Source organism: Longicatena sp. 210702-DFI.1.196 (genome assembly GCF_020563125.1).
Lineage (GTDB): Bacteria > Bacillota_I > Bacilli_A > Erysipelotrichales > Erysipelotrichaceae > Longicatena > Longicatena caecimuris.
The window spans coordinates 52,170-76,541 of record NZ_JAJCPX010000008.1 but is presented as its reverse complement, the minus strand read 5'-3'; the positions used below and the strand labels follow the sequence as shown (position 1 = coordinate 76,541).

25 protein-coding genes are annotated in these 24,372 nt (G+C 43.2%); 1 reads left to right on the top strand and 24 read right to left on the bottom strand.

Features of this window, described 5'->3' with window-relative positions; genetic code table 11:
- Nucleotides 1-17: 17 nt before the first annotated feature.
- From LI241_RS05605 to LI241_RS05520, 18 genes are all read right to left on the bottom strand, one after another.
- Complete coding sequence (locus LI241_RS05605; RefSeq protein ID WP_008689466.1) at nucleotides 18-1,205, bottom strand: MalY/PatB family protein; 1,188 nt, start codon at nucleotides 1,203-1,205, stop codon at nucleotides 18-20.
- A 3-nt stretch (nucleotides 1,206-1,208) separates the two neighbouring features.
- On the bottom strand, nucleotides 1,209-2,297 hold the full coding sequence (locus tag LI241_RS05600) for a Xaa-Pro peptidase family protein (protein WP_008689467.1): 1,089 nt from the start codon (nucleotides 2,295-2,297) through the stop codon (nucleotides 1,209-1,211).
- Between the two features lie 190 nt (nucleotides 2,298-2,487).
- The gene (locus LI241_RS05595; RefSeq protein WP_008689468.1) at nucleotides 2,488-3,813 is read right to left on the bottom strand and encodes a PTS sugar transporter subunit IIC; all 1,326 of its coding nucleotides are present in this window, start codon (nucleotides 3,811-3,813) and stop codon (nucleotides 2,488-2,490) included.
- 47 nt (nucleotides 3,814-3,860) lie between these two features.
- Nucleotides 3,861-4,193, bottom strand: coding sequence for a PTS sugar transporter subunit IIB (locus tag LI241_RS05590; RefSeq protein ID WP_008689469.1), 333 nt, complete (start codon nucleotides 4,191-4,193; stop codon nucleotides 3,861-3,863).
- Between the two features lies 1 nt (nucleotide 4,194).
- On the bottom strand, nucleotides 4,195-4,515 hold the full coding sequence (locus LI241_RS05585) for a PTS lactose/cellobiose transporter subunit IIA (RefSeq protein WP_008689470.1): 321 nt from the start codon (nucleotides 4,513-4,515) through the stop codon (nucleotides 4,195-4,197).
- Complete coding sequence (gene ypdE, locus LI241_RS05580) at nucleotides 4,508-5,572, bottom strand: aminopeptidase (RefSeq protein WP_008689472.1); 1,065 nt, start codon at nucleotides 5,570-5,572, stop codon at nucleotides 4,508-4,510. The genes LI241_RS05585 and ypdE overlap by 8 nt, the downstream gene beginning before the upstream one ends.
- Entirely contained in the window at nucleotides 5,569-7,470 is a 1,902-nt protein-coding gene (locus LI241_RS05575; RefSeq protein ID WP_008689474.1) for a PTS sugar transporter subunit IIA, read from the bottom strand. Before LI241_RS05575 ends, ypdE begins: the two co-directional genes overlap by 4 nt.
- A 547-nt stretch (nucleotides 7,471-8,017) precedes the next feature.
- Nucleotides 8,018-9,061, bottom strand: a complete 1,044-nt coding sequence (locus LI241_RS05570; protein WP_008689477.1) for a bifunctional GrpB family protein/GNAT family N-acetyltransferase — start codon at nucleotides 9,059-9,061, stop codon at nucleotides 8,018-8,020.
- A gap of 101 nt (nucleotides 9,062-9,162) precedes the next feature.
- A complete protein-coding gene (locus LI241_RS05565) occupies nucleotides 9,163-9,579 on the bottom strand; it encodes a pyridoxamine 5'-phosphate oxidase family protein (protein ID WP_008689478.1) in 417 nt (138 codons plus the stop codon).
- A 225-nt stretch (nucleotides 9,580-9,804) separates the two neighbouring features.
- Nucleotides 9,805-10,092 (bottom strand): hypothetical protein, encoded by a 288-nt coding sequence (locus LI241_RS05560; protein WP_226897009.1) that lies wholly within the window; start codon nucleotides 10,090-10,092, stop codon nucleotides 9,805-9,807.
- Between the two features lie 66 nt (nucleotides 10,093-10,158).
- On the bottom strand, nucleotides 10,159-11,781 hold the full coding sequence (locus LI241_RS05555) for a recombinase family protein (RefSeq protein WP_138309772.1): 1,623 nt from the start codon (nucleotides 11,779-11,781) through the stop codon (nucleotides 10,159-10,161).
- Nucleotides 11,782-11,888: 107 nt separating this feature from the next.
- Entirely contained in the window at nucleotides 11,889-12,074 is a 186-nt protein-coding gene (locus LI241_RS05550; RefSeq protein ID WP_004849804.1) for a hypothetical protein, read from the bottom strand.
- A gap of 270 nt (nucleotides 12,075-12,344) precedes the next feature.
- A complete protein-coding gene (locus LI241_RS05545; protein ID WP_009321442.1) occupies nucleotides 12,345-13,685 on the bottom strand; it encodes a virulence-associated E family protein in 1,341 nt (446 codons plus the stop codon).
- A complete protein-coding gene (locus LI241_RS05540) occupies nucleotides 13,570-14,310 on the bottom strand; it encodes a CHC2 zinc finger domain-containing protein (protein ID WP_255616326.1) in 741 nt (246 codons plus the stop codon). Before LI241_RS05540 ends, LI241_RS05545 begins: the two co-directional genes overlap by 116 nt.
- Nucleotides 14,311-14,357: 47 nt before the next feature.
- The gene (gene mobQ / locus LI241_RS05535; RefSeq protein WP_085953783.1) at nucleotides 14,358-15,773 is read right to left on the bottom strand and encodes a MobQ family relaxase; all 1,416 of its coding nucleotides are present in this window, start codon (nucleotides 15,771-15,773) and stop codon (nucleotides 14,358-14,360) included.
- A 59-nt stretch (nucleotides 15,774-15,832) separates the two neighbouring features.
- Nucleotides 15,833-16,150 carry a DUF3847 domain-containing protein gene (locus LI241_RS05530; protein WP_008816380.1) on the bottom strand — a complete coding sequence of 106 codons (318 nt, stop codon included), beginning with the start codon at nucleotides 16,148-16,150 and terminating at the stop codon, nucleotides 15,833-15,835.
- A 326-nt stretch (nucleotides 16,151-16,476) separates the two neighbouring features.
- The gene (locus tag LI241_RS05525; protein ID WP_081021298.1) at nucleotides 16,477-16,668 is read right to left on the bottom strand and encodes a hypothetical protein; all 192 of its coding nucleotides are present in this window, start codon (nucleotides 16,666-16,668) and stop codon (nucleotides 16,477-16,479) included.
- Nucleotides 16,669-16,814: 146 nt separating this feature from the next.
- Nucleotides 16,815-17,039, bottom strand: coding sequence for a helix-turn-helix domain-containing protein (locus LI241_RS05520; protein WP_055171323.1), 225 nt, complete (start codon nucleotides 17,037-17,039; stop codon nucleotides 16,815-16,817).
- A 323-nt stretch (nucleotides 17,040-17,362) separates the two neighbouring features.
- Here LI241_RS05520 and LI241_RS05515 point away from each other — a divergent pair, with 323 nt between their 5' ends.
- Nucleotides 17,363-18,403 carry a DUF6076 domain-containing protein gene (locus LI241_RS05515; RefSeq protein ID WP_055171321.1) on the top strand — a complete coding sequence of 347 codons (1,041 nt, stop codon included), beginning with the start codon at nucleotides 17,363-17,365 and terminating at the stop codon, nucleotides 18,401-18,403.
- Nucleotides 18,404-18,419: 16 nt separating this feature from the next.
- Here the strand turns inward: LI241_RS05515 and LI241_RS05510 are convergent, their stop codons facing one another.
- From LI241_RS05510 to LI241_RS05485, 6 genes are all read right to left on the bottom strand, one after another.
- On the bottom strand, nucleotides 18,420-18,854 hold the full coding sequence (locus LI241_RS05510) for a response regulator transcription factor (RefSeq protein ID WP_227151067.1): 435 nt from the start codon (nucleotides 18,852-18,854) through the stop codon (nucleotides 18,420-18,422).
- A 161-nt stretch (nucleotides 18,855-19,015) separates the two neighbouring features.
- Nucleotides 19,016-19,513 (bottom strand): hypothetical protein, encoded by a 498-nt coding sequence (locus LI241_RS05505; protein WP_055171319.1) that lies wholly within the window; start codon nucleotides 19,511-19,513, stop codon nucleotides 19,016-19,018.
- Between the two features lie 4 nt (nucleotides 19,514-19,517).
- On the bottom strand, nucleotides 19,518-20,564 hold the full coding sequence (locus LI241_RS05500; protein WP_055171317.1) for a HAMP domain-containing sensor histidine kinase: 1,047 nt from the start codon (nucleotides 20,562-20,564) through the stop codon (nucleotides 19,518-19,520).
- A complete protein-coding gene (locus tag LI241_RS05495) occupies nucleotides 20,561-21,253 on the bottom strand; it encodes a response regulator transcription factor (protein WP_227151069.1) in 693 nt (230 codons plus the stop codon). The genes LI241_RS05500 and LI241_RS05495 overlap by 4 nt, the downstream gene beginning before the upstream one ends.
- Nucleotides 21,254-21,272: 19 nt before the next feature.
- Complete coding sequence (locus tag LI241_RS05490; RefSeq protein ID WP_055171315.1) at nucleotides 21,273-23,423, bottom strand: ABC transporter permease; 2,151 nt, start codon at nucleotides 23,421-23,423, stop codon at nucleotides 21,273-21,275.
- Nucleotides 23,413-24,195 (bottom strand): ABC transporter ATP-binding protein, encoded by a 783-nt coding sequence (locus LI241_RS05485; RefSeq protein ID WP_055171313.1) that lies wholly within the window; start codon nucleotides 24,193-24,195, stop codon nucleotides 23,413-23,415. The genes LI241_RS05490 and LI241_RS05485 overlap by 11 nt, the downstream gene beginning before the upstream one ends.
- Nucleotides 24,196-24,372 lie beyond the last annotated feature (177 nt).

Sequence of the window (24,372 nt, the reverse complement as noted above, 5' to 3'; positions counted from 1 at the left end):
ATAGTTAACCTCACTTCTTATTTGTTTTTTGCATATAGCCAATCCATGGCTTTTTTAAATCTTTGTAATCCATCCTCTAATTTTGCTCTTGGACAACCACAGTTCAAACGCAAATATTTTTCACCGTTTGTACCATACGTTTCCCCTTTCATGATGGCTACCTTGCCTACATGTACCAAAGCCTCCTGAATCTGCTCACTGGTAAATGGCACATCCCTGCCATCAATCCAAGCTAAATAGGTAGCATCCGGTGCTTTGAAATGGAAATCCGGTAATTCCTTAGCAAGGAAGGTTTCCACATAATGCATATTATCTCTTAAGTATTCCACCATCTGATCGATATAATCATCACACTGTGTATAGCCAGCCATGGTCGCATACATCCCTAAGATACTGACAGAATTCAGGAAATCTTTCTTTCTTGTCTGAAAGAGGAAGCCATCTCTAATTTCTTCGTTAGGGATGATGACATAAGAACCAATCAATCCCGGTACATTTAAGGTCTTGGAACAGGAGGAAGCTAAATACAGCTCATCGTATTGATCCAAAAATTTCAAGATCGGGGAATGACGGCGTGCACCGATTTGAATATCCATATGAATTTCATCAGATATGATCTTTACCCCATAACGACGACACAAGGCAATGAGCTTACGTAATTCTTCCTCGCTCCACACTCTGCCGGTTGGATTATGCGGAGAGCATAATAGGAAGAGCTTCGCCTGTGCCAGCTGTGTTTCTAGCTTCTCAAAATCAATTACAAAGCTGCCATTCTCATGTATGAGATCATGCGAAATCAATACACGCTCATTATCCTCAATCACGGTGAAGAAAGAATCATACATCGGATTAAAGGTCACAACTGCATCGCCTGGCTTTGATAACAAGCGAATCAATAAGGATACAGAATACATGACACTAGGACTGTACAGCACCCAATCTTCTTCCATGGCGGTAGCAAAACGGCGTTGAAAGAAACCTGTGATAGCACCTTTGAAATCATGATGATTCCATCGGGTATATCCATAAATTTCATGCTGCGCCACAGCTAAGATTTTTTCCGTGATGGGTTTGGGGATCTTAAAGTCCGTATCGGAAATGGAAAAAGGCAATAAATCTTTTTCTCCAAAACGATCTTCAATATAATCCCATTGCGTACAATACGTGCCTAAACGATTGTTGACTTCATCAAAATTATATTTCATAGCTTATTCCTCTTTTAAGATTATCATATCTTTAGTAGTCTTGTTCATTGGTCTGCCAATACCATCAATAATGACAACATCATCCTCAATGCGAATACCACCGACATTTGGCAGATAGATGCCCGGCTCACAGGACATCATCATATGTTCATCCAGGATGACATCACCCTTCTCATTCAGAATCGGATATTCATCGCCATCACCGATTCCTAAACCATGTCCTAAGCCATGATCGAAGTAATCGCCATACCCGGCTTTGGTGATAATATCACGAGCTGCTTTATCTACATCACTCGCCAAGGCACCTGTTTTCATAGCGGCAATTCCTGCCAGCTGTGCTTTTAAAACGATATGATAGATCTTTTCAATTTCCGGCTGTGGTTTGCCAAAGAAAGCAACACGTGTCATATCAGATTGATAATTTTTATACTGAATACCAAAATCCATAAGAATCGGTTCATGTGCTTTGATCTTACGTCCGGTTGGGCGACCATGCGGCATAGCACTGCGTTCTCCTGTTCCTACGATGGTTTCAAAAGACATCTGCTGCGCTCCTGCCTTGATGGCAAAGTATTGTAACAGTGCACTGATTTCATACTCACTCATCCCAATGTATAACTCTTTTAACACACGGGCATAAATTTCATCCGTGATATCCACTGCTTCCTGCATGATGGCAATCTCTTCATCATCCTTTTGGATACGAATCTTGGCAATTTCATCACCAAGCAGACGAATGGTAACACCTAATTCTTCTACCTGACGATATTCTTTGATCAGCATTTGACTGGCTTCAACACCAAGTGAAGTACAGCCATGCTGTTTCAGTAACTCTTCAACCGTTCCTAAATAGTTACGACCAGTTTTATGGGGAGCATGAAGAATGATGGTTAGATCATGTTCACGTTGTTTTGCTTCGGTGATATAACGACCATCTACGATCAGATATGCCGCATCTTTTAAGATTAATACCTGACAGCCACTTCCGGTAAGAGTATCCATATACTTCTTCATGGTCTTGCTTTTGATAAGCAGTGCATCTAACTTTTCGTCTTCCAGAAACTTTTGTAATTTCTTTAATCGTTTTGCCATGTTGCACCTCCTTGCTTTCTTTTTAGGGTAAAGTAGAAACTGTTTTTCTGATGCTAGGTGGTACTAATACAACTTGGTAGTTCTCCTACTGCCTATAATTTTATTCTACTTAACCTTTTTTATCTCTTTAAAATACGTAAGGCAAGCGAAATGCTTGCCTTTGCTCGTAAGATTTTCGCTTTTTACGTAATTAGAAGTCCAAATCTAAATCATTTAATAATGCTTCATCTTCTGCTGAGATAGCGGATTTCTTTTCGGCATTTTCTGCTTCTTTTTCCAGCTCACGTTTTTCAAACAACTTGAAGAATGGATACCAAATCAGAATAGACAGAATCAGCTGAATACCGTTTGCCACAATTGACATGTAATCGCCATTGGTTAAGAAACCTTCCAAGAAGACACCAACATATGGAGGGGTAAAGGTAGAACAGCTTACCCAACCCAAACTCATCATCCAGTGTGGAATCGTACCAATGATACCACCACAGATTACGTAAGGAATAAAGAAGATTGGATTTAATACGATAGGTGCACCAAATAGGATTGGTTCATTGATACCAAACAATGCTGGAATCAAGGCAACACGGCCTACCTGTTTCTGCGCTTTTGATTTTGATAATAAGCACCAGAATACCAAACCGAAGGTTACACCGGTACCGGTAAAGTTACCAAATGCAGATTCTACACCAGGTGTGAAGAAGTGCATAGCTTTTCCACCGGCTTTTACCATTTCCATATTTTCAGCCAAGAACTGTGTAGAAATTGGGCTTGTAATAGGGCTTAATACAGATGGATGGATACCGAAGAAGAACAGTAAACAACGTAAGATCTGTAAGAAGGTAACAGCAAATGGGTTATCCATAGAACCAACAAGTGGGGCAAACAGATTCGTAAAGATCATTGGTGGCACAGTGTGTAAACCATTGACACAAACCACGCGGATGATCAGGAAGAAACCAATTACGATAACAGAAATAGGAATCATTTCAAAAGATCTGGATACGAAATCAGGTACTGATTCCGGCATCTTGATCGTAAAGTTTTTCTTTTTACACCAGCGGTATAATTCTACTGCGATAATAGAGGCAAACATTGCCGCAAACAAACCTTTTGGGCCAAGGTAAGTTGTCATGATACCGCCATCTTCAGTATAATCAACGGCCATCATCAAGAAGGCAATGACACCCATGCTTAAGGTACCAGGTACATCCAGCTTATAAGACTGAGCTAGATGATAAGAGATAACAGCGGCTACATATAAAGACATCAACGCCATACCGACATTGTATGGAATATAGATAATGTCAAGGTTTGCTAAGATCCACTGTGAAATAGGATTGTTTTCTCCAATCATGTTTGGAATCGCTTCTGGAATCAAACAGAAACTACCGATGATCAACAATGGTGTCATTGCTACCATCGCTTTTTTAACGGCACTTAAGTGTCTTTGTTTATCCATCTTATTGGCGATTGGAGTCAGGTATTTGTTCATAAATGCTTCAAATTTGTCAAACATACGTTCACTCTCGCTTTCTTATGTGTGTGTATTTCCCCCGATGGAAATTATTTGTTCATGTCAGCTTTTTTTCTTGCGATCAAAGCCATTTTCATGACGGTTGCCCCATCCATTTTTCCATAGGTTTCCTTGTCAACGATGACATATGGAATCTTATATGGATCAATGATTGGTTTGATGTAATCAATCTTGTGGGCAATCTGTGGACCAACAACCAGAACATCCGTGTTTTCTACTTCGGCATTCAGTAAATCTACTGGAATAGCTTTAAATTCAAAATCAGCTTCATTCAGTTTAGCACTGTCTTTTACCGTCTTTTTCATACTGTCCATCAGCATGGTTGTGGAAAATCCACCAGCGCAGCATAATACGATCTTCATCTTACTTTCCCTCCTTTGCTTCAAATACGTTTATCATTTCCTCAATCAGATCTCTTGCCAATTGAGATGTCATGTAATGGTCCTGTGCATGAACCATTAATAACCCAACTTCCGGCTTGTTTTCGCCTCCGGACATTTCCGCTGTAATCAGCTGTGTCTGGATCTTATGCGCTTCCAAGTCAATCTCTCTTGCTTCCTGTAACAGCGCTCTAGCCTCATCATACTTACTTTCTTTCACTTTCTTTAAAGCTTCAAATGCTTTTGCTTTGCTGTCCCCAGCGGCAGATATCATTCCTACGATCTGCTGTTCCATTTCATTCATACTTCTTACCTCCTTGAAAATCGATGAATGTTTCGTAACGTTTTTTATCGATTGCCAATGCAAGTTCCCTGACGAGTGCAATGGCATGTTCTAAATCTTTTTGATGCACCAATGACCATGCACCATGGCAATAGCGCAATGGAATACCAATAACGATTGCGAGTTTACCATTTCGTGTTAAATGGGCATTTCCTGCATCGGTTCCTCCACCGCTGAACATATCACATTGATAAGGAATCCCATGCTTGCTTGCCGTATCTTTCACAAATTGCAATAGTTTGGCATTCGGTGCCATCGTTTTATCATAATGGACGATCATACAGCCTTTTCCAATCTGCCGATGATTCGTATAGTTTTTCACCAGTTCCGGGTTATTGGCAACATCAATGGCAAATACGATATCCGGATCTATTTGATAGGTAGCCGTCTTTCCACCGCGTACGCCAACTTCTTCACTGCTGGTTGCGGCCATATATAAATCACAGCGATGTCCGCATGCATGTAGCTGTTTGAGTGCTTCTGCGATGACATAGCATCCACTTCGATCATCCATTGCTTTTCCTGCAATGATCGCATCACGATTTAAAATATCACAATCACTGGCAAAGCACACCATATCTCCGATAGCTACACCAAGTGCTTCGACTTCTTCTCTGGTATCGCAGCCTACATCGACATACATCTCTTTTACAGCTCCCTGTTCATTTTTCGTAACATTCAAGATACCCTGTACTTTCTTTCCCTCTGCGGTTGTGATGCGTACTTTTTGCATCTCTTTGCTTTTATCCAAAACACCGCCTAAGGCAATCAAATAAACAAACCCAATATCCGAAATATGCCGAACCAGAAAACCAACTTCATCCATATGTGCCGCAAACATCAGCTTTACGCCATCTTTTTCACTGCCCTTATCATGAAACAGCATGCTGCCAAGATGATCATAAGAAATATCATCACAAGCATCCTTTAACTCTTCATAAAGAATCTCACGTACTTCATCTTCCTTTGATGCAACAGCATCCGCATTGCTTAAGCGTCTTAGTAAGTCTTCTTTCATAGCGTTCCTCCATCCAGCTCTTTCATCACGATCAACAATTCTTCCAATGTACGATTGCGCAATACCCGTTGTAAACGTTTTTCATCATTCATCAACTGGTATAACTTTTTCGTAATATCCTTATGCACCTCATAATCCTCTTTTGTAAGAGAAACCATGAAGATGATGGAAGCTTGTTTATCCTCATAGCAAATTGGCTCTTCCAATATGCATACGGAAATCAAATTGCGGTTTGCACATATCTCAATCGGATGCGGGATACAGACACCATTCATATAAATGGTACTCATATACGATTCGCGTTCCATGACATATTGTGCATAATGCTCACCGCCATAGCCACTCTCTTCAATCTGCTGTGCCATTTCCTGCAGTAAAGCAGGGTAGTCATCACTCTTGCGAATTTGAAAGAAGTGTCGATCAAAGATAGAATACAAATAGGAATTCGCATCTGCGATGGATAGAGAATCACAGTTATCATACTGTAATACCTGTCGGATGCGCATGAGATCTAAATCATCCAGAAGCTCTTTGATATAGATGACAGGTGCCGCAAAATCACGATCCAGCGGCATAATGGTAAAGATCAAATCGGGATGATAGCGTTCCAACTCATCCATTTGCAGGAAGCTAAAGGTTTCCACATCCGCTTGTGAGAATAACGATTCGATTTGCAGCTTGATTAGATATGCACTGCCTCCACCGGAGGAACAGACAACGCCAATGCGATTAAAGCGCAATATCCGCGATTTTCGCTCGCGTTCCATATGAGCCGCAAAATGAGTGGCAATGAAACCAGCTTCATCATGGGTAACCTCCACATTGTACTTTTCCTTAAGCATATCGCTGAAGCGAATGGCAATGTTGAAGATCATTGGATAACGGATACAGATTTCTTTAATTAAAGTATTCTTATAGGAAATCTTTTGATGCAGACGCTCAATCAACAAAGATACATGGGTCAATAAGGATTCCTTAAAGTCCTGATCTTCACTGAAAGCCGTGTTGTACAATTTGTCAATATCCAGTAGGAAGAGATCAACATCTTGACGCAGCTGATCAGAGAAAGAAACCGTTGGCTGTTTTGCCCTGACATTCAAGCGGAGAACGACTTCCATTTCCTGCAAGCTTTCTGCACTGATTGCAATATCGAAGCAGGCTTCCATCATTTCCTTCATCTTCCAGGCGATGCGTTGTATCGCATTCACCGGTTTGCTTGTCATAAACATTTGTTTTTCCACATGGATACGGGCATAAAAGACCGTGATCTGCAGCCAGACTATGACATTCTTTAATTCATTGTAATTGATGTTTAGATCTTCTTTTTCAATCTGATTCACCAGTAAAGAATTCACCTGAGCAAAATCCTTTAAGATATCTTGCATGGCATTTTCTAAGAATGGATTATTTTCAAAGAAGAAGTCCGCCAACATCTGTTTGCAGTCATGAGCAGCACCAATCAGCCGTATGCCGTAATGGCTTTTTTTCTCTAGCTGTAAATGAAAGCTTTCTAATAGCTCCTCTACTTCCCGCATTTCCTTTTTAACGCTTGTTTTGGATATCTGGAAAGTTTCAGCCACCTTGTCCATGGAAACATAATCACTTTGCATAGCTAGATACACAGCAATGCTTTTGTTGCGATCTTTTGTATCTATGAGCCGATCACTTTCCAAGGATTTGATAAAATCATTTAACAGCTCTCGATTGGTCACCTCTAATAGGTAACCCCTACCGCGGCGCATATGCAGCTGATACCCTTTCCGTGAAGACATCTGCATCAGATACGATAGATCGTTTTGTATCGTTCTTTTTGAAACCTCATACGTTTTTATGAAATGATCCAGACTCAAATAATCTTTTGCTTCAAGTAAATCATTCATAATATGACAAAGCCTCATAGCAGGTCCTCCTTTCTATCGGTATCGCTTACATTGCCATTATAAAAGTTCAAAGTGTGAAAGAAAAGATTAAGAATTTCACGCTAATGTGCAAAAGCGAACTTAATATTAAAATCACTTGTTTTTATCAATGTTTTACTACCTATGCTAGTATGCTCCACATTTCAATTGTCATGATGATATAGCAATTACTCTCGATAAAAAAGCACTCAATCAAAGTGCGAATTCATGAATCCATCTATTTTTCGTGTTTATTTTACAGGGCAGTTTTTACCCTTTATGCGCTTTATTGCTGGTACCGGTTTGAAAATCAAAATCAACCATCAAATGTTCTTTTGCTTCTTGGTGCGAACAAGAAAACGCATGCACTGACATAGTTTACATTACCCGCAAGAATGCGTCAACTAGAATCAATATCGTTTATGACATTCAATGTTTTCTATCCAGAAAGTAAAGGTGTTCATGTTATGTAAGATATTAAAATCTTTGATCCTTTTCCTATTAGGCAGCAGTTATGACAGTTTTTGAAGTATATATAGAGCATGTATCATACCATGTTATGCAGTGCTTTTTCATAGTAGTAGCAAGGTTTCCCATGTTTTATAAAGGTTTGTTTACGTAAGAATCCATTAAATTCCAGAATCTGCATAGAGCCAAGATTATCTGCATAAAGATATGCGCTTATAAAGGACAGGGTACAATGCTTTTTACAATCAGCTAAAAACATTGCCACAGCATGTTTCCCAATGCCTTTTCCCCAATAGGCTTTAGCAAAGATGCAACAGCTTAACACAGCTTTTTCATCTGCCATATTATGACACCAAATATCACCTATATATTCATTCGCTATAAAAATCGTCTTGCGATATGTTTGAGAATCCTGTGCATCATAGATATCCATTGCTTCCTGTAAAGAAGTCGGCAATTGGTACATATGTTTTCGTACTTCCTGCTCTTGCGTGCGTGTAAAAAATATGCGTACATGTTCTTTGGTTTGTTCATGCAAAGAGATGGCATATGCTTTTGTTTCATAACGATTTCCATAAGCTGTACGTGCTATTGCCGTTATATGCTTCACAAAAGCCGTTTTCCCTTCGGTATAAGCATCACGATGATATGGATAAGCAAGCGCTAATTTCATCTTCAATTGTTCATACGCTTGAGCGTGCTCTTCATGCTCCTTCATATAATCACGGAAGTACAATTCATCATGATCATTGCGCTGACGTAGGTGCAAATGAAACACTTTTTCCGCAAAACCTTCTGGCGTATATCCCTTATTAAATGAAATACGTGAGGCATCTTCTGACATACACAAATAGCCCAGCTTCTTTAAGATTGCTGCAATTTCCATACGTTTTTCCCAGGGTGCTATTTCCACCAGGATATCAATGATCGCCTTTGCCTGAATTGAGCCAAATGAGGTAGAACCTATATGGGCAATACGTACCACATGTTCCATAGGAAGGCATTGTGTTAATAAGCTTTTTTCCTGTTCATACCATGTTAGCCATACCTTTTGGTAGGGTTGTAACGCAATCGGAAACAAATGCCATAGCTCTTCTAATGTCATATCTTCCAAAGCTTTCATCCATAACCGCCTCCTCATCTCTTCTTTATTTCCAAGGAAATACATAAGACATAACTTTACCTTCTTTTATGCTACTTCATCTTATAAGATGTTTCTACTTATCATAATACATATCTTGTCCCATGGGAAAAGAGCACCCCATCTGTTAACTCCACACATAAAATAATCGTATTCTCATCCTCAAAATCATTATGCCCATTGTCAATCCATTCGGCAAATACATTTTTCAATTTTTCCGCAAGATGCTGATTTTCCTTCTTTCGAAAATAGCCTAAATTCACAGCCTTTCCATGCGCATTAAACCATTCTCCAGCTATCGCAACCATCGTATGATGCTGCATTTGTCGCATTTTATTTGAAAGGGCATGGGTTATTACATAAAATGCACCATTTTCATAATAAGCATTTACATATCTTACATAAGGCAGTTCGTTTTCAACGGTTGCTAATGCAATTACCGTGTCTTGTCCAAAACGTTCTGCCATAATTTTTTCAACTTCCGCTGTGCATGGTTTCATAAAATATCCTCCTTGCTTTTTTCATTGATATTTTTACATGATCCTATCCTATACCATACTTTTAGAATACCACAGATCATCATGAAATCCTATGTAAAAAAAGAGGATCTATAGAATGCTGGATCCCCTTGATTTCAGTGTTTTATCAAAAAGTAATTTGAAAGATCAGCTTCCATTGTCCTACTCATCTTTCCATAAAGTATCGTATTTGCTGATCACATACAATCAACTTTCTGTTATCTCTACCACCGATGCTTCCACAGCTTGATAACTTTTCATAGCAACCGCGTTCAGTAAGATACATAAAATACCAAACACCAAACATGCGATAGCGATAAAGCGAATAACTTTCCACACTTTACGACTGCGTTGATTCCGCTGAGCAAGCTGTAAATTTAATTGTTCAAGCTTCTCTGCCAATAACGTATTCTCTAATGTATCTTCTTCATTAATAGATCGGTTCAATAACGTACTTACCGATACCTCAAACATCTCACTTAGTGCAATCAACATATCTGCATCAGGTACAGATAACCCCGTTTCCCTTAATTAAAGATATTATTGGGTAAAAAAGAAAGGTCAGTCGATTTTGCCGATGAAGCGGTAGTAGATTTCTACTTCCTGCTCACGGCTTCCGTCCTCGCCCTTGACAGCTTCGTGGACGGTTATTTTTTCAATTAGAGTGTTCAGAAGTTCGGCGGTCAGCTCCACAGGGTTGACATACTGTTTCATCAGGGCAATCCACTTTTCAGCATCCGCTGCGGTCTGTACGGCGGCTTCCATCATTTCGTGAAGCTGTCTTATTTTTGTTTCAAGCTCCTTTTGCTCGTTCTGGTACTTCTCGGACAGCATATTGAAATTATACTCGGTTATGCGTCCGGCAGACCAGTCCTCATACATTTTAGCAAACAGCCCGTCAACCTCGGCTTTACGCTTCTCTGCCTTTTTCAGCTCCGCAGCCTGCTTTTTCTTCGCAGAGTTTCTTTCTCTGTCGCTGGCATTGAGCAGCCGTTTCAGCAGCTTGTCCTCGTCTTTCTGTGCCAGCATAGACCAGTATTGCAGTCTTGCAAGCACATAGGCATACAGTACATCATAGCGGATATAGTGCATGGAACACTGGCGTAATCCCTGTCCGTTCTTGCTGCAATGGTAGTACCCGTATGGGTTCTTATTCTGCTTGTTTTCCCCATAGGCTAAAGACCATCCGCAGTCTGCACATTTTATCAATCCTGCGAAAATCTGTGTCGTACCGTTTCTGCGTTTCCTGCGTCTGCTTGCAATCAGCTCCTGAACTTTTTGGAACACTTCTTCAGAAATGATGGCTTCGTGGGTATTTTCCACACGATACCATTCTTCCTGCGGCTTCCGCACCTTTTTCTTGTTCTTGAATGAAATGTTGCTCTGCTTGTTGTGAATGCTGTGACCGATGTAGGTTTCCTCTTTCAAAATGCTCTTGACCTGTGCTATCGTCCACGCATAGGCTTTTTCTGCGGGCGCACCGGCGTAGATATTGGCGAAAGTCCCGTATCTTTCATAGTTCAGCCAGCCGGGGGTAGGTACTTTTTCCTCCACCAGAATCCGTGTAATGCTGGCGGCTCCACGCCCGTGTACAGCAAGGTCAAAAATCTTCTCTACAATCCAGCGTGTTTCCGGGTCGATCAGAAGATGACCTTTTTTGTCCGGGTCTTTTACATAGCCCAGCGGTGCATAGGCTCCATAGTGTGCGCCATTGGCAAATCTTGTGTGCATGGCAGCCTTGACCTTTTTGCTGGTCTGTCGGGCGTGCATTTCATTCAGGATGTTTAAGAACGGTGCAAGCTCGCTTTCTCCGTTGATGGTGTCCACATTGTCATTGATGGCAATGTAGCGTACTCCCTTGCTGGGGAAATAGATTTCCGTGTACTGACCGGTCAGGATATAGTTTCTTCCCAGACGGGATAAGTCCTTTGTGACAACGCAGTTGATTTTCCCGTCTTCGATGTCATCAATCATCCTTTGGAAACTTGGACGCTCGAAATTTGTCCCACTCCATCCGTCGTCAATGTACTCGTCTACAACGGTCAGCCCATGCTCTGCGGCATACTGTCTAAGCATCATGCGCTGGGTCTGGATACTGCCGCTTTCCCCCTGTAATTCATCGTCACGGCTCAATCTCAAATATAGTGCAGTGTTATAAATCGTTGTATTGTATGGTTGTTTCACGGTTAAAAATCCTCCTTCTAAAAGAAACAACCCACGCTTATACAATACTCGCTGGTACAAGTATATCATAAGCGTGGGCTGATTGACAGTCGTTATTCCGTATTTTTTCAGGAAGCGGCGGCAGCGTGCTGGATCACATCTTCCAGCAGGCTGTCAAGCGGCTTCCCATCCTGTGCGAAATGCTCCGATACCTTGATACGGACTTTCCCCATGACAAAATACTGGGTGCCGTCTTTTTCGGTAAGCAGGGTGCCGCTGTTTTTGTTATTGCTCTCGTTTTTGCTTTTTGCCATAGGCAGTTACCTCCATAAATGAAATATGCCCGACAAGGGAATGTCAGACAGGTGTACAGCCGCAGACTGTCTCCGTGTCAACCAAACCGTGTCAACCGGCAGAAAAGACTTTGAAAACAATCCATAGGCGCTCTATTATTACTTTTTACTTTTTCTTTGATTTCTTGGTTGACATGGTTGACAAAGGAGAGAAATGCCCCAAATATCAGGCTTTTCCCCGTCAACCGGCTGTCAACCAAAGCGTCAACCAAACTGTCAACCGGTGGCTTTTCAGAATGGAAGTTCCATTTGCCGGGCTTCTTCTTCCGTGATTTCCTGAAAACCGTCCCCCTCCGGCGGAGCTTGGTTGACACGCTCCCAGCCTTTTTGAGAACCGTATTTCTTATACCGCTTCGGGCTTTTGTAGGCTACCCAGCCCTGTATGATGCCGCCCGCAATGCCGGTATTCATAATCTCGCAGATTGCCCGTGTCTCCCAGTCTGCCGGGGAATTTAAGTTCCCCAGCGCTTCCTCATAAAGCTGCTTGGAACATACCCTGTCGCCGGTGTAGTCCTCCAAATAGGCGTAGATCATGCCGGCCTGTGTGTCTTCCTGCATAAAGTCCTGCTGGTGGGCGTTCAGGTATCGGTTCATTTCCATGCTGAATGACAGCTTATACTTCCCACTGCGATAAACCGTCATGGCTTCCGCCCACATCTGTTCGATATACGCCCTCGCCGCCGCTTCATCGTCCAGTATGTGAACCTCCGCCCGTTCCGGGTACACCGTCACGGGGAGAAAGCGCCGGTTGCCGGTGCGATCACGGGGCAAAAAGTCCTGCCGGTTGGTCGTCCCTCCAAATACACATTGCCGCAGCCGGTCTGCCGGATGTGTCTCATACGGCACTTTGTAGGTTTCTTTCTGGCGGCTTAAGAATGACTTGATTTCCTCAATACTCTTGGCGTTGGCTGTGGCAATCATCTCCGACATCTCGATAATCCAATGCCCTTGCAGCTTGCGGTACACATTTTCATCGTCCAGCTTTTTCAAATCGTCTGAAAACCATTCGTCCCTGCCTGCCAGCAGCCGGAAAAAGGTAGATTTCCCGGCTCCCTGACCACCAACCAGACAGAGCATGACCTCAAACTTGCTCCCCGGTCTGAATACCCGCCGGATGGCTCCCATCAGGAACAGTTTCAAGGCTTCATAGGTGTATTCGTCCGTATCGGCTCCCAGAAAGTGATGCAGGGCGTAACGGATGCGCTCTGTGCCGTCCCATTGCAGGCTGTTCAGGTAATCCCTGACTGGATGGTAGCGGTTTTCATTGGCAACAATCTTGATGGCGCTCTGCACCTTTTTCTCGCTGGTAAGCCCGTAATTTTCTTCCAGATACAAAAGCAGGTAGTTCATGTCCATGTCGGTCAGCGTGGTACTGGTGCGCTCCCAGCCCAGCGGCTTCACAATGTCAATCTGCTCCGTCAAAAGGTTCAGGCGCAGCGCCCCGCGAAACAGAGGGTCACGCTGGAACACCGTCAGGCAGTTTCGGATGCTGTTCTTCACGCCGCCTTTCTGCGTCCCCTCTAATGTTTCCCGGATTTCTGCCGGTGTCTGCGCCGGTTCCATTGTGTCCATCGTCCTTTTGACCGCTTCCTGCGTTTCCGGCGGCAAGCCCTGAAATTCGCTGTTCAAGCCGCAACACCTCCTTTCCCTGTGCGGCGATCAATGCCGCTTTTTCTTCTATTTCTCCGTATAACAAAATATCCAAAAGGTATTCTGTGTAGCTTATCCTCTGCAACGCTTCCACAAAAAGAGGATGCCAGATGGCATCCTGCGGCTGTGGGGCGTGTGCTGTTTTCCAATGCTCCAGCAGGCGCAGATAATCGCATAGCACCCGGAAACAATACCGTTCCGTTTCCTGAAATCTCTGCTCCGCTGATTTTTGTCGGGGCTGTGACCTGTTGTGACGCTTCCTATCTGGCGGCGCATTGCCGGATTTCTCATAGGAAACGCCGAAGTCCTCCGCAAGCCTGACCGCAGCTTCCCGTTTCCCCAATCCATGCAGCAAAGCGGCAAAGTCGATCACATCCCCGGAAGCCCCGCAGCCGAAGCAGTAAAAGCGGCTGTCCACTTTCATGCTGGGCGTGCGGTCATTGTGGAATGGACAGCAGACCATGCCGTTTCTCCCCACCCGGATTCCATAGAATGAAGCAGCCTGCCGGGTGGTAACAGACTGTTTCACCGCTTCAAATACATTCAAATGCTCCCTCCATAAAAATACTGGTAGCGGTAAAGCTGCCGGTTATATCATAGCTCCATCTCATGTTTCTTTCTCTGTACTGCCTGTGGCTGCTCCCTCCGGCGCAGTGCGGTATCTACGGCGTTCTGCACCTGCCGTAGCCGTATGACTTCCTCCCGGAGTGGCTTGTGCTGCGGAGACAGTTCGGCATACTCTGTTTTTAACTGTGCGTATTCCTGTTTCCATGCTTTCAGGGCAATGGGTTTTCCGTCCAGTTTTTCTTTCAAAATACGGCGGGCGGCATAAAACAGCCGTAACTCCGCATCGTGGGATGTTTCAAATTTCTCCCTCTGTTTCTTAAACTTGATATTGTTCAATTCCGTATGAACAGGTTTTAGCCGCTGGTAATTCTCGCCCTCCCGTATCAATTCCTGCAATTCCTTTATCCGGGCAGATTTCTTTTTCATGGAGTCGCTTAACGCTTCAAATTCTTCGTTGACAGAGGAAAGACGCTCCTGCAAATCCTCTAATGTGAGCAGCTTGTTTTCCGTCAGATAATTGACGGCTTCGGCAAACTGCTTTAAGTTTCCGGTTCTAGCTTTATTGCTCCATGCCCCTGCGTTGCGCTGGTTGTAATAAGCGATCAACAGGTCGGCAAGGCTCGGTGTCTGCGGTTTGGAAAGTTCTTCTTTTACCTCTGCCATCCAGACAAACAGGGCTTTGATCTTCTTCCTCACATCCTGCATGAGCCGGTTGGTGGCTTTAATCCAGCGGTTCAGTTCCCCTTTCTCGGTGCGGATGCCCTTTGCTTCCATCTGCCGGACATTAGCTCCCTCGTGGACAGTAGGTATCAGGTCAAGCCCCTGCCGCACATAGGAACGGTGGTCGATACGCACATCCAGCCCTTTTTCCTCAAATTTTGTATTAACGGCAGCCGCCCACTGCTCCCGCCAGTGTTCCAGCGTTTCCGGCTCATGCCAGTCTGTTGTATGGACAGCGTTAAACATATAATCGCCGTTTTTATCCCGGATTCGGTTTCCATCTTCATCAAGAAGATATTCCCGACGCTGTTTTTGTCCCCATGTGCCATCCGGGTTCAAAGGGCGCATGGTTGTCATCACATGAAAATGCGGGTTAGGGATGCCGCCGTCCTCTTTCTCCGGGCTGTGAAAAGCAAGGTCGGCAATCATGCCTTTTGTCACAAACTGCTCCTGTACGAACTTCCTCGCCAGCTCCATGTTTTCTTCCAGCGTCAATTCATTCTGCATGGCAATATCAAAGGAATAGGCAAGCTGTGCTTTTGGATGTTTCTCGCAGTTCTCCACAGCATTCCAGAGGGTCGCCCGGTCAAGATATATTTCCGGCGCATGGGGCGGCAGCATGATTTCCGAAGCGATCACGCCGCCCTTTTTGGTGTAGTCGCTGACTTCTCCATAGTAGCTGCTGTAAAGACGCTCCCCGGCTCGATAGGCTGCGCTGGCAATGGCGCTCTGACCGGCGCTGCGCTTGATCTGTGCGATTGAAAAATGATAAAGTGCTATCCTTAGTCACCGCCTTTCTCCTGCCCGGAAATACGGGCGTGGTTCTCTGTGGCAGACCGGATGAAATGCTCCGCCTGCGGCAGATTCAAAATGCTTTCCATGAGGGAATAAAATTCCGCTTCGGATAGCTCCTTTGTCTGTGGTGCAATGCTCTCAATAGCTGCCCCACGGGTAATCAGCCGGTGCGTCCTCTGTTTCCGGGAACCGCTTTCCAGATACGCCTGCCGGTTTTTCAAACGCTGCATTTTCCGTTTTTCCTGTTCCAGCAGGACAGTGGTTTTTTCATATTCCTGCTTCAACTGTTCCAAAGATTTTTCCATGTTCTCACATCCTTTGCTGATAAGATAAAGAAAGACCATCCGCAGACAGTCCGTGTGTCAGTGCTTCTATAAAACCCGATGAAAAGGGAAAACCGCAGAGCGGATTTCTCTTTGCGGCGGGTACACAGGGGATAGCCGCTTTAGCGGCGCAAGGGGGTGTAGCCACCTTGTCGGAGCGAAGCGAACGCAGACCTCGGATTGCTGATTTTATCAGCGGCAGAGGTAAGCTCCGCAGGACGCACGATACATGGTCTTTAGACTATGTATAGAAGTGCGCCCTTAGTTCCTAAGGGATTTTTGGCTTCCTGCGCTTCCCCTGCAAAAAATCAATCCTTTTCCCGGTCAGCCTTTCTCGCTGAACGCTTGGAAAGATACTTCGGGCAGTCAACCACAACCACCCGGAAGCTCTGTTTACATTGGTGCTGGCATTTCCGGCACAGTTCGTTGTAAGTGATACGGGTGCGGTCATTTAAGAAGAAAGACCATTCCAGCCGCCGCTTGTTGCTCATTCTCGCCATAACCGGCTCCTTTCTCCGTTTCTATCCGCTGTACGCAGATAGGCGGGTTTGGTGTAGCGTTTCGGTATCATTTTCAAGGTTTTTTCCCTCTGTATGCGCCTTTGGGAAAGGCGGCAGTATTGCAGATAGGAAATGATACTTTCCATTTATTTGTTGCTTTTCGGTACGGTCTCGGAGCCTTTTGCCATCCATTCAAAAAAAGCAATCTTGCTGACCTTGATAAGTCTGCCCCTGCGGAACGCTGGGAAGCCGGGGGTGTGTACCAGCTCATATGCGCTCACTCTTGAAATTCCCATAATCCGCTGGATGTCTGCCACATCCAGAACCAGCGGTAAATCGTCATAGCTGCTCAATCTTTTTTTATCGTTCATTCTGTTCCTCCCATAAATCAAATAAGTTAAAATGCTTCCTGCTGCCGTTCTCCCCAAAAGCCGTTATCCTAAAAGCTACATCTCTGTAACTGCCCCATTCCTGTGGCGTTTCCCGGCATTGGTGCGCTGGATGCGTCACTTCTCCTGCCGGTCATATCCCTTTTGGACGGTCATTCACTTGTCAAGGTACTGTTTAGTACGAAATTACCAACTGCAATCATCATAGCGAACTAACCTTGACAAAACAATACTTCTGCGATACCATGAGTGTAACGGATATGATTGAATTATATAATTACCATAAGCAAAGGCAGGGGATAAGAATGGAAAACCAGTTTGTGCGGCATGAACCGTGTTTTGAGAGGATTTTGTTTGTCCTGACGCTGGACAAAAAGAAAATGAAAGAACGGATTTTGATTGGGGAAGAACAGCAGATTCGCTTCCGGCTGGACGGGAGCAAAAGTGCAGAGGTGCTTTGTGATATGACACGCCCGCTGGGAACTTTTCTGATAAATTTTGAGCAGGACACGGACAGGGAATGGAACTTATATGGGCTTTCTCCGCTGCGTCAAGCCCTCCATTCCAACCGATGGAAACAGCCGGAGCTGGAACAGGCGGCAAGCGAATTTCTCTGGAAGAAATATCTTAGCAATGAACCTCTGAAAATGTATGTGGCGTTCCGTATCTGGAACAGTTATCTGCTTGCCAGAGAACCCCGTGACCGTAACGCTGCCTGTGACCGCTTCATGGATAAAATGAGCAGCCTGACCGGGGTATTCCATGATGGAGCCATGAGCTTTGATAAGGAGACAGGAAAACCGAAACGCTTTCAGGCTGGCAGCCTTTATTTCAAAGGCGCACCGTCCGAAGATACCCGGCTTGACCTCTGGTTCCCGGAAAACCGGCGCACAGAAGAATGTGTGTCTGCCTATGCGTCCCTCTATCCGCTTATAACCTATTACCTGAACCGACTGAATGATTGGGGGCTATGCTTCCGGCAGTGTAAGGTCTGCGGAAAATATTTTCTGGCAAAGAGCCAGCGGTATGAGCTGTGCAGCGACAAATGCCGCAAGGCGCAGGCACTTCAAAACAAGCGGGAGTTTGACGAACGAGCCAGAGAAAATAACTATGATTTACTTTATAAAAATGAGTGCCAGAACTGGCGCAACAAAATCAACCGGGCAAAGAATACCAACGGCTTTCCAGCTGACCGTCTGGAAAAAATACAAGCTACCTTTGCTGACTTCAAGAAAGAAGCATTGCAGAGAAAAAAGGCTGTAAAAACAGGAACAGCCAGCCCGAAAGAATTTACGGACTGGCTGTATCAGCAGAGTAATGTAATTGTGGAGCTGACAGATTATTAAAAAATGTTTGTCAGCTTTATGGCAGTGCAAATTTATATCCGATACCGGTAACGCTTTTGATATAATCAGGATCGCCCGGTTCTGTCTTTAACTTTTTCCGCAGATTGCATACATGGTTATTGATGGCTTTCCGGGAATAGTAGGTGTAATCTTCGTTCCAAACCAAATCCATGATAACCTCATAGGTAAATACCCGGTTCGGGTTCATAATGAGCAGAAGCAGGATGTCGAACTCTTTTATAGTCAGGGCGATTTCCTGCTCATGAACAATCACACGCCTGTATTCCAGACAGATGTATAAATCGCCCTCTTGAAATTCCGTAAGCGGACTGTCTTGCTTCCAGTTGTGCTTTAAGTGAAAACACATAGTTTCAGTTCTTGTTTTCGTTGTCCTTTCAAGAAGATACTGTGCAAGCTCCTCCTGTTGCCTTTCATCAAGCAGAAGTATCAACTTTTCTCCAATCGCTCTGCCGGATTCAGATATATCAAATACAGCTAATTTCCCATATTTTCACCTCACAATTAACTCTTTATATCTGCTGTACGACGGCTTTTTTCTTTTGCTGTCGAGTGGCAGATGCTTCATACTATGTCAATTTCAAAAAGTTCTCTTTATCCTTTATTACTTTTCTGTTTTGTCTGATGTAAAAGCAAGATAACCAAAACAGAAATAGCTATACTGCATAGAATGTATGTCCAATTAAAATATGATAGATTGATTAAATTCTGTGCTGATTGATTTTTAATGAGGTTTGTGTATGGCGCGTTACTCTTAATCGCTTCCATAACTCCTAAAACATTTATCGGGCTTAAATTGTATAAGTACGCACCAAATAAATATATCGCTACCTTTTCAACAATGGACGGTATTAAAATAGCCAATGCAGAAAGCCATAATGGACATTGCTTGTGGGATTTCTGTAAATATACTGCCCCCAAAAGATATGGCAATATCGCAAGGCAACAGCCCAAAAGGACAATATTCTGATGAAGCCCAAAGAGGGCGAAGAATACACGGATAAAAAGATATGTTCCAAATATAATCAACCAATCAATGAGCAAGCCTTTTATTGGCGTGCGCTCTTTTATTGTTTCGTTTTGTAACTGCATTTCATTACCTCCCAAATGGACGATCCACTTTCGGGAACGTCAAGGTTACGGTTGTTCCACCGTAAGAATTGTTTTTTAGCTCCACCGTGATAGACAGGTCAGTTGCCATTTTCTGAACAAGGTATAATCCCATACCCGTAGAACGACTAAGGTAACTGCCCGTATCTCCAGTAAACCCCTTGTCGAAAACAAAGGGTAAGTCAGACAACGGTATGCTTGTGCCGTTGTCTTTAATAGATAAAGAAATCTGTTCACTATCCGCACTATCAGCAATGGAAAAGAGAAGCCGGGGAGCAGGATTGTTCCCCGCATATTTCACACTATTGCTGATTATCTGTCCTAAAATAAACATCAAACCTTTTTTGTCAGAAATCACTTGATAATCGTTTTCGGTATATTCAACAGAAAATCCGGCTTCTTCAAGAAGCGTTAAATTATCTTCAACTGCTTCACGACAAGTTTCAAGAATTGAAAGCGGCTCAAAAAAGTAATCCTTATGAGTAGCTCCAAGCCTTGAAAAGTATAGAATTTGTTCTATATCCTGTCGGGTATGGTCGCGTACATACAGCATACGGGTATGAACCAAAGGGGACATTTCATCTTTTCGATTGTCCAGTAGCAAGGTCATAAGGGATAGCGGTTTTTTGATTTCATGTACCCAATTTTCAATGTAGTGTTCATAATCTGTAACTGTAATTTTCTGTTCGTTGATATATTCCTGCTGCGTCCTCAAATGCTGCCCCAATTCACAGATATAAGGGCGTAATACTGCGGGAACAGCTTCACACAGTAAGTATTCGTTGGTATCGTCCGGCTCCAATAGAAAACGCCGAAAAATAACGTCTGCCCTGTTGCGTTTTCTGATTGATATAGCAAGAGGAATAGCAAGTGCGGCAAATGATACAAAAATTATCAATGCAACATAGTTGATAAAATAATCGGGATTAGCCAGCCAAGCAAGGAATATAAAGAACAAGTCCAAACAGGCAAGTGTAATAATCCATACACGATTAGAGGAAATATATGTTAAAAGTATTTTTAGCTTCTTCATAATCGCACCTGCTCTTTCAAGCGGTAGCCTTGCCCGCGTACTGTTTCTATCCGATCTTCAAGACCAAATTCACGGAGCGTTTTCCTCAATCGCGTAAAGGTTACTTGCAGCGCATTTTCGTCAATGTATTCTTCCGTTCCCCAAAGCACGTTGCACAGCTCATGTTTGGTAACAAGATTAGGGCTTTTCTTCAAAAGCGCAAGCAATATTTTTCCCTCATTGGGTGGCATGAGGGAAGAACTCTTTCCCACATAGATTGTAAAGGTGTTTGGGTCAAGTAAAAATCCGTTCCCGTCCAGTAAACCTTGCCGTATCTGTTCCTCTTTGCGTCGTAATAAATTTTTAATGCGGGCAAGCAGGCGCTCCATATTACACGGCTTTGTTAAGTAGTCGTCAGCTCCCAATCCTAATGCGTGAAGTTCGTCCTGCAATTTATCTCTTGCTGTCAATACCAACGCTGTTCCAATCTGCTTTGCTTTTAATTCTTTGCAGATTTCAAAGCCGGAATGAAATGGAAGATTTATGTCGAGCAAAACCAAATCGGGGGAATACTCTGCAATTTCCGATATTGCGTTTTCAAAATCAAATAACGCAACTGTTTCATACCCCGACTTTCTCAATAAATCCGTCAGTTCTTCCCGCATATAAACATCATCTTCAACTACCATAATTCGTGCCAATACGACCACCTCCTTTCACGTAAGCCTGTTATGAATTAGGCTTGTAATTTATTTTTCCGATTTCCCGTGTAGCTGTCCGCGCAACAGCCACACCGTAAACTGCCATAATAAGAACGACAGTAAATGCCATAATAATCAGCAACGGATAAGATTGCCCGATCTTTGTGCTGTCAGAGTATAAATGTTGCTGCATTGCATAAAGACCAACCGTACCGCTTATACAAGCCAACATTAGGGGGAGCAGGAAATACCATAAAACTTGTTTATAAATTGACCGCTTTATCTGTTCGCGTTGCGCACCCAAAATTGAGAGTGTCAAATATCTTAATTTTGTCGATTGCATTTGTGTTAAGAATTGCAAAGCAAGCAATGCACACGCAATAATCAATAGCATAAAGCCCATATATAAAGTCGTGTAACTCCCGGAGATAAGATAAAATAGCTGTCGCCCGAAATTATCAAGATAGCTTTCGTAATACAGACCGGACGGCTTCAGCAAATCACGTGCTTCCATAACGGACAACATCAGCCCATTTGCTTCTACAAGCTCATTCGGAATACAGAAATTCCAATATACGGAACACGTGTCCGGGTCTACATAGTTATGATATATCTCGTCGGAAACAATCAACGCGGTTACAATTTTAACATTTTCATCCGCAGTAAGCCCTTTCATTGGTACAGACGGAACAAGTGTAACTGACTTTTTGTCAATGGAAATCAACGCATTACCGCTTGTCTGTGCGTTCTCTGCAATCCTGTCTAACAGAGCAATGGTATCTTCCTGTGCTTTCCCTAAAAAGTCCGGGTTGAGGTAAAAAACAGCTTCGTCATTTTCAAGATTTATTTGCTTTTCTCCTGCGGCTTCCAACAAGCGATTATATGATGAAACTGGGAGCATATAAGGAGCAACACTCCCCGTATCAATAAATCCAAGCAGATTAAGGGCTGCGGGTTGATGTGAGCCTAATTCGTAACTGGCAGCTTCTTGTGTAGCAGGGTCTATTACACCCTCTGGCAAGTTTTGAACAATCTCTTTTCTTAATACAGACCAGTCAACAAAGGATTTCATTTCCCCGGAAGCAGGACGTTTCATGTTCCCTGTTTCCATACGGTTAAGATTAGCTACATAAACTCGCATTTGCTCGTCGGAAAGGTATTGTTCAATATTCTGTTCTTCGCCCATTACTGTAAAATCATAGACAGCAGAAGTTCTTGTTAATTCATTCCCATGCGACATAATAGTTGCAGAACCATTTGCAATAAACATAATGGTAAGCATCATCAGAATAGACGCAACACTAATTGAAATATATTTATAAACAACATTTTCGTGAAGCTGTCGCAAAGTAAATACATAAAGTCCATTTGTCGCTTTACGTTTGTTAGAAGCAGCTACTATACTTAAAAGCCGAGCAATGCCACGGATAAAAAGAATTGTTCCAACAATTCCAAGCAGGACAGCAACAAGCAGCATTACACCACCGCCAGCCATGAAGTGTTCTATGGCAACCCAGTATGCAACAAGTAAAACTGCCGTACCAATTACAAGGGATAGCAAACTTCCGTGTGTGCTGCCCGTGTGTTGTTTTTTTGCCATTTCTCCATAAAGCAGTTGGTGAACTTCTTTCTTAAACAATTTTCCACATAGTATAAACAACGCCACACATTGGATAATTAAAAATCCCAATATCGTAAAGAAAACTGCGCTTAACGAAAAACTTGATTGATGTGCAATAATACCGTGTCCGACTAAACGTGCCGTTGCAAGGCTGATAACTTCGGATAGAAAACCACCGCAGATAAGTCCACCCAAAAGAGCGACAAGTGAAGTGATAAGCCCCTCCGTCATAATTTGCGTAAATAATCGGGTCTTTGTCATACCAAACATCAAATATAACCCTAATTCCCGACTGCGACATTCGAGCTGATACTTATTTGCAAATACTACAAGGAAAAATACAAATAATAATGCACAAACATAGACAGTAGGCAAAAGGTTTGTAAGTAGCCGTTCCACGGCGTCGCTTTCAAGGCTACTTAAAAAGCGTATCACGTCCTGCGCTCCGAGAGAAAGCACAATGTAAAATGCCGCTACCGCCGTTACCATTGTCAGAAAGTAAATCAGATTTTCGTTGCGGCTACGTTTGGAATTTCTCCATGCAAGGTTAAAGAACATTTGCGCTCCCTCCTCCCATTTGCGCCATTACGTGTAATATGCGCGCATAAAATTCTTCCCGTGTTTCTGTCGGAACTTTGCGACGCAATTCATGGAAAATAACGCCGTCCTGTATGAACAAAATGCGGGAACAGAAACTTGCTGCGTTAGGGTCATGCGTAACCATTAAAATTGTACGTTCTTGTGATTGATTGACTTCCCGTAACTTTTCCATGAGCAGCCGCGCGGCTTTTGTATCTAATGCACCTGTCGGCTCGTCAGCCAAAATAATATCCGGGTCAGAAATCAAACTACGGGCTGCGGCTACACGCTGCTTTTGACCGCCGGACATCTGCGCCGGAAACTTTGAAAGAACATCAGTAATTCCAAGAAATCCGGCTATATCATTTAGGCGCTTTTCGGCTATGGAAATATCTATATTGTGAATGGATAAGGGCAACAGAATATTTTCTCTGCCTGTCAAATTATCAAGCAAAGCAAAGTCTTGAAACAGATAACCAATTCTATTTCCACGGTATTCCGCTAACTTAGCACCGTCAAAAGCACTTATATTCGCTCCGGAGAGCAAAATTTGTCCAGAGGTGGGTTTAATGACCGTAGCAATACAATTCAATAATGTTGTTTTCCCGGAACCGCTGGCTCCCATAATTCCCAAATACTCGCCATTGAGAACATCAAAGGTAATTCCGTTTAGTGCTTTTGTGGGAACACCTTCTTTGGAATATGCTTTGTGCAGGTCGCGTACTTCTAAAAGTTTTTTTGTATAATCCATACTTAACACCTCTTTTTTGTTCATGTTTTTTTACAATTAAAATTTTACTACACAAAGCACAAATACACCACTTACATTTGATGTAAGGTTCCTTTGCTTGAATTTCACCGCTATTCTTTATGCTGCTTTTCGTCTGTCACCAGACATTCAATCTTCTACAAAATATTCACCATATAT

What these genes read in the sequence shown, in the direction of transcription:
- LI241_RS05515 (WP_055171321.1), top strand. Translation starts at nt 17,363, where the DNA reads ATGGAAAACCAGTTTGTGCGGCATGAACCGTGTTTTGAGAGGATTTTG.
- LI241_RS05545 (WP_009321442.1), bottom strand. Translation starts at nt 13,685, where the DNA reads ATGGACACAATGGAACCGGCGCAGACACCGGCAGAAATCCGGGAAACA.
- LI241_RS05605 (WP_008689466.1), bottom strand. Translation starts at nt 1,205, where the DNA reads ATGAAATATAATTTTGATGAAGTCAACAATCGTTTAGGCACGTATTGT.
- LI241_RS05595 (WP_008689468.1), bottom strand. Translation starts at nt 3,813, where the DNA reads ATGTTTGACAAATTTGAAGCATTTATGAACAAATACCTGACTCCAATC.
- LI241_RS05590 (WP_008689469.1), bottom strand. Translation starts at nt 4,193, where the DNA reads ATGAAGATCGTATTATGCTGCGCTGGTGGATTTTCCACAACCATGCTG.
- LI241_RS05585 (WP_008689470.1), bottom strand. Translation starts at nt 4,515, where the DNA reads ATGAATGAAATGGAACAGCAGATCGTAGGAATGATATCTGCCGCTGGG.
- LI241_RS05550 (WP_004849804.1), bottom strand. Translation starts at nt 12,074, where the DNA reads ATGGCAAAAAGCAAAAACGAGAGCAATAACAAAAACAGCGGCACCCTG.
- LI241_RS05570 (WP_008689477.1), bottom strand. Translation starts at nt 9,061, where the DNA reads ATGAAAGCTTTGGAAGATATGACATTAGAAGAGCTATGGCATTTGTTT.
- LI241_RS05600 (WP_008689467.1), bottom strand. Translation starts at nt 2,297, where the DNA reads ATGGCAAAACGATTAAAGAAATTACAAAAGTTTCTGGAAGACGAAAAG.
- LI241_RS05575 (WP_008689474.1), bottom strand. Translation starts at nt 7,470, where the DNA reads ATGAGGCTTTGTCATATTATGAATGATTTACTTGAAGCAAAAGATTAT.
- ypdE (WP_008689472.1), bottom strand. Translation starts at nt 5,572, where the DNA reads ATGAAAGAAGACTTACTAAGACGCTTAAGCAATGCGGATGCTGTTGCA.
- LI241_RS05520 (WP_055171323.1), bottom strand. Translation starts at nt 17,039, where the DNA reads ATGAACGATAAAAAAAGATTGAGCAGCTATGACGATTTACCGCTGGTT.
- LI241_RS05500 (WP_055171317.1), bottom strand. Translation starts at nt 20,564, where the DNA reads ATGAAGAAGCTAAAAATACTTTTAACATATATTTCCTCTAATCGTGTA.
- LI241_RS05525 (WP_081021298.1), bottom strand. Translation starts at nt 16,668, where the DNA reads ATGGCGAGAATGAGCAACAAGCGGCGGCTGGAATGGTCTTTCTTCTTA.
- LI241_RS05490 (WP_055171315.1), bottom strand. Translation starts at nt 23,423, where the DNA reads ATGTTCTTTAACCTTGCATGGAGAAATTCCAAACGTAGCCGCAACGAA.
- LI241_RS05565 (WP_008689478.1), bottom strand. Translation starts at nt 9,579, where the DNA reads ATGAAACCATGCACAGCGGAAGTTGAAAAAATTATGGCAGAACGTTTT.
- LI241_RS05485 (WP_055171313.1), bottom strand. Translation starts at nt 24,195, where the DNA reads ATGGATTATACAAAAAAACTTTTAGAAGTACGCGACCTGCACAAAGCA.
- LI241_RS05560 (WP_226897009.1), bottom strand. Translation starts at nt 10,092, where the DNA reads ATGTTGATTGCACTAAGTGAGATGTTTGAGGTATCGGTAAGTACGTTA.
- LI241_RS05530 (WP_008816380.1), bottom strand. Translation starts at nt 16,150, where the DNA reads ATGGAAAAATCTTTGGAACAGTTGAAGCAGGAATATGAAAAAACCACT.
- LI241_RS05505 (WP_055171319.1), bottom strand. Translation starts at nt 19,513, where the DNA reads ATGCAGTTACAAAACGAAACAATAAAAGAGCGCACGCCAATAAAAGGC.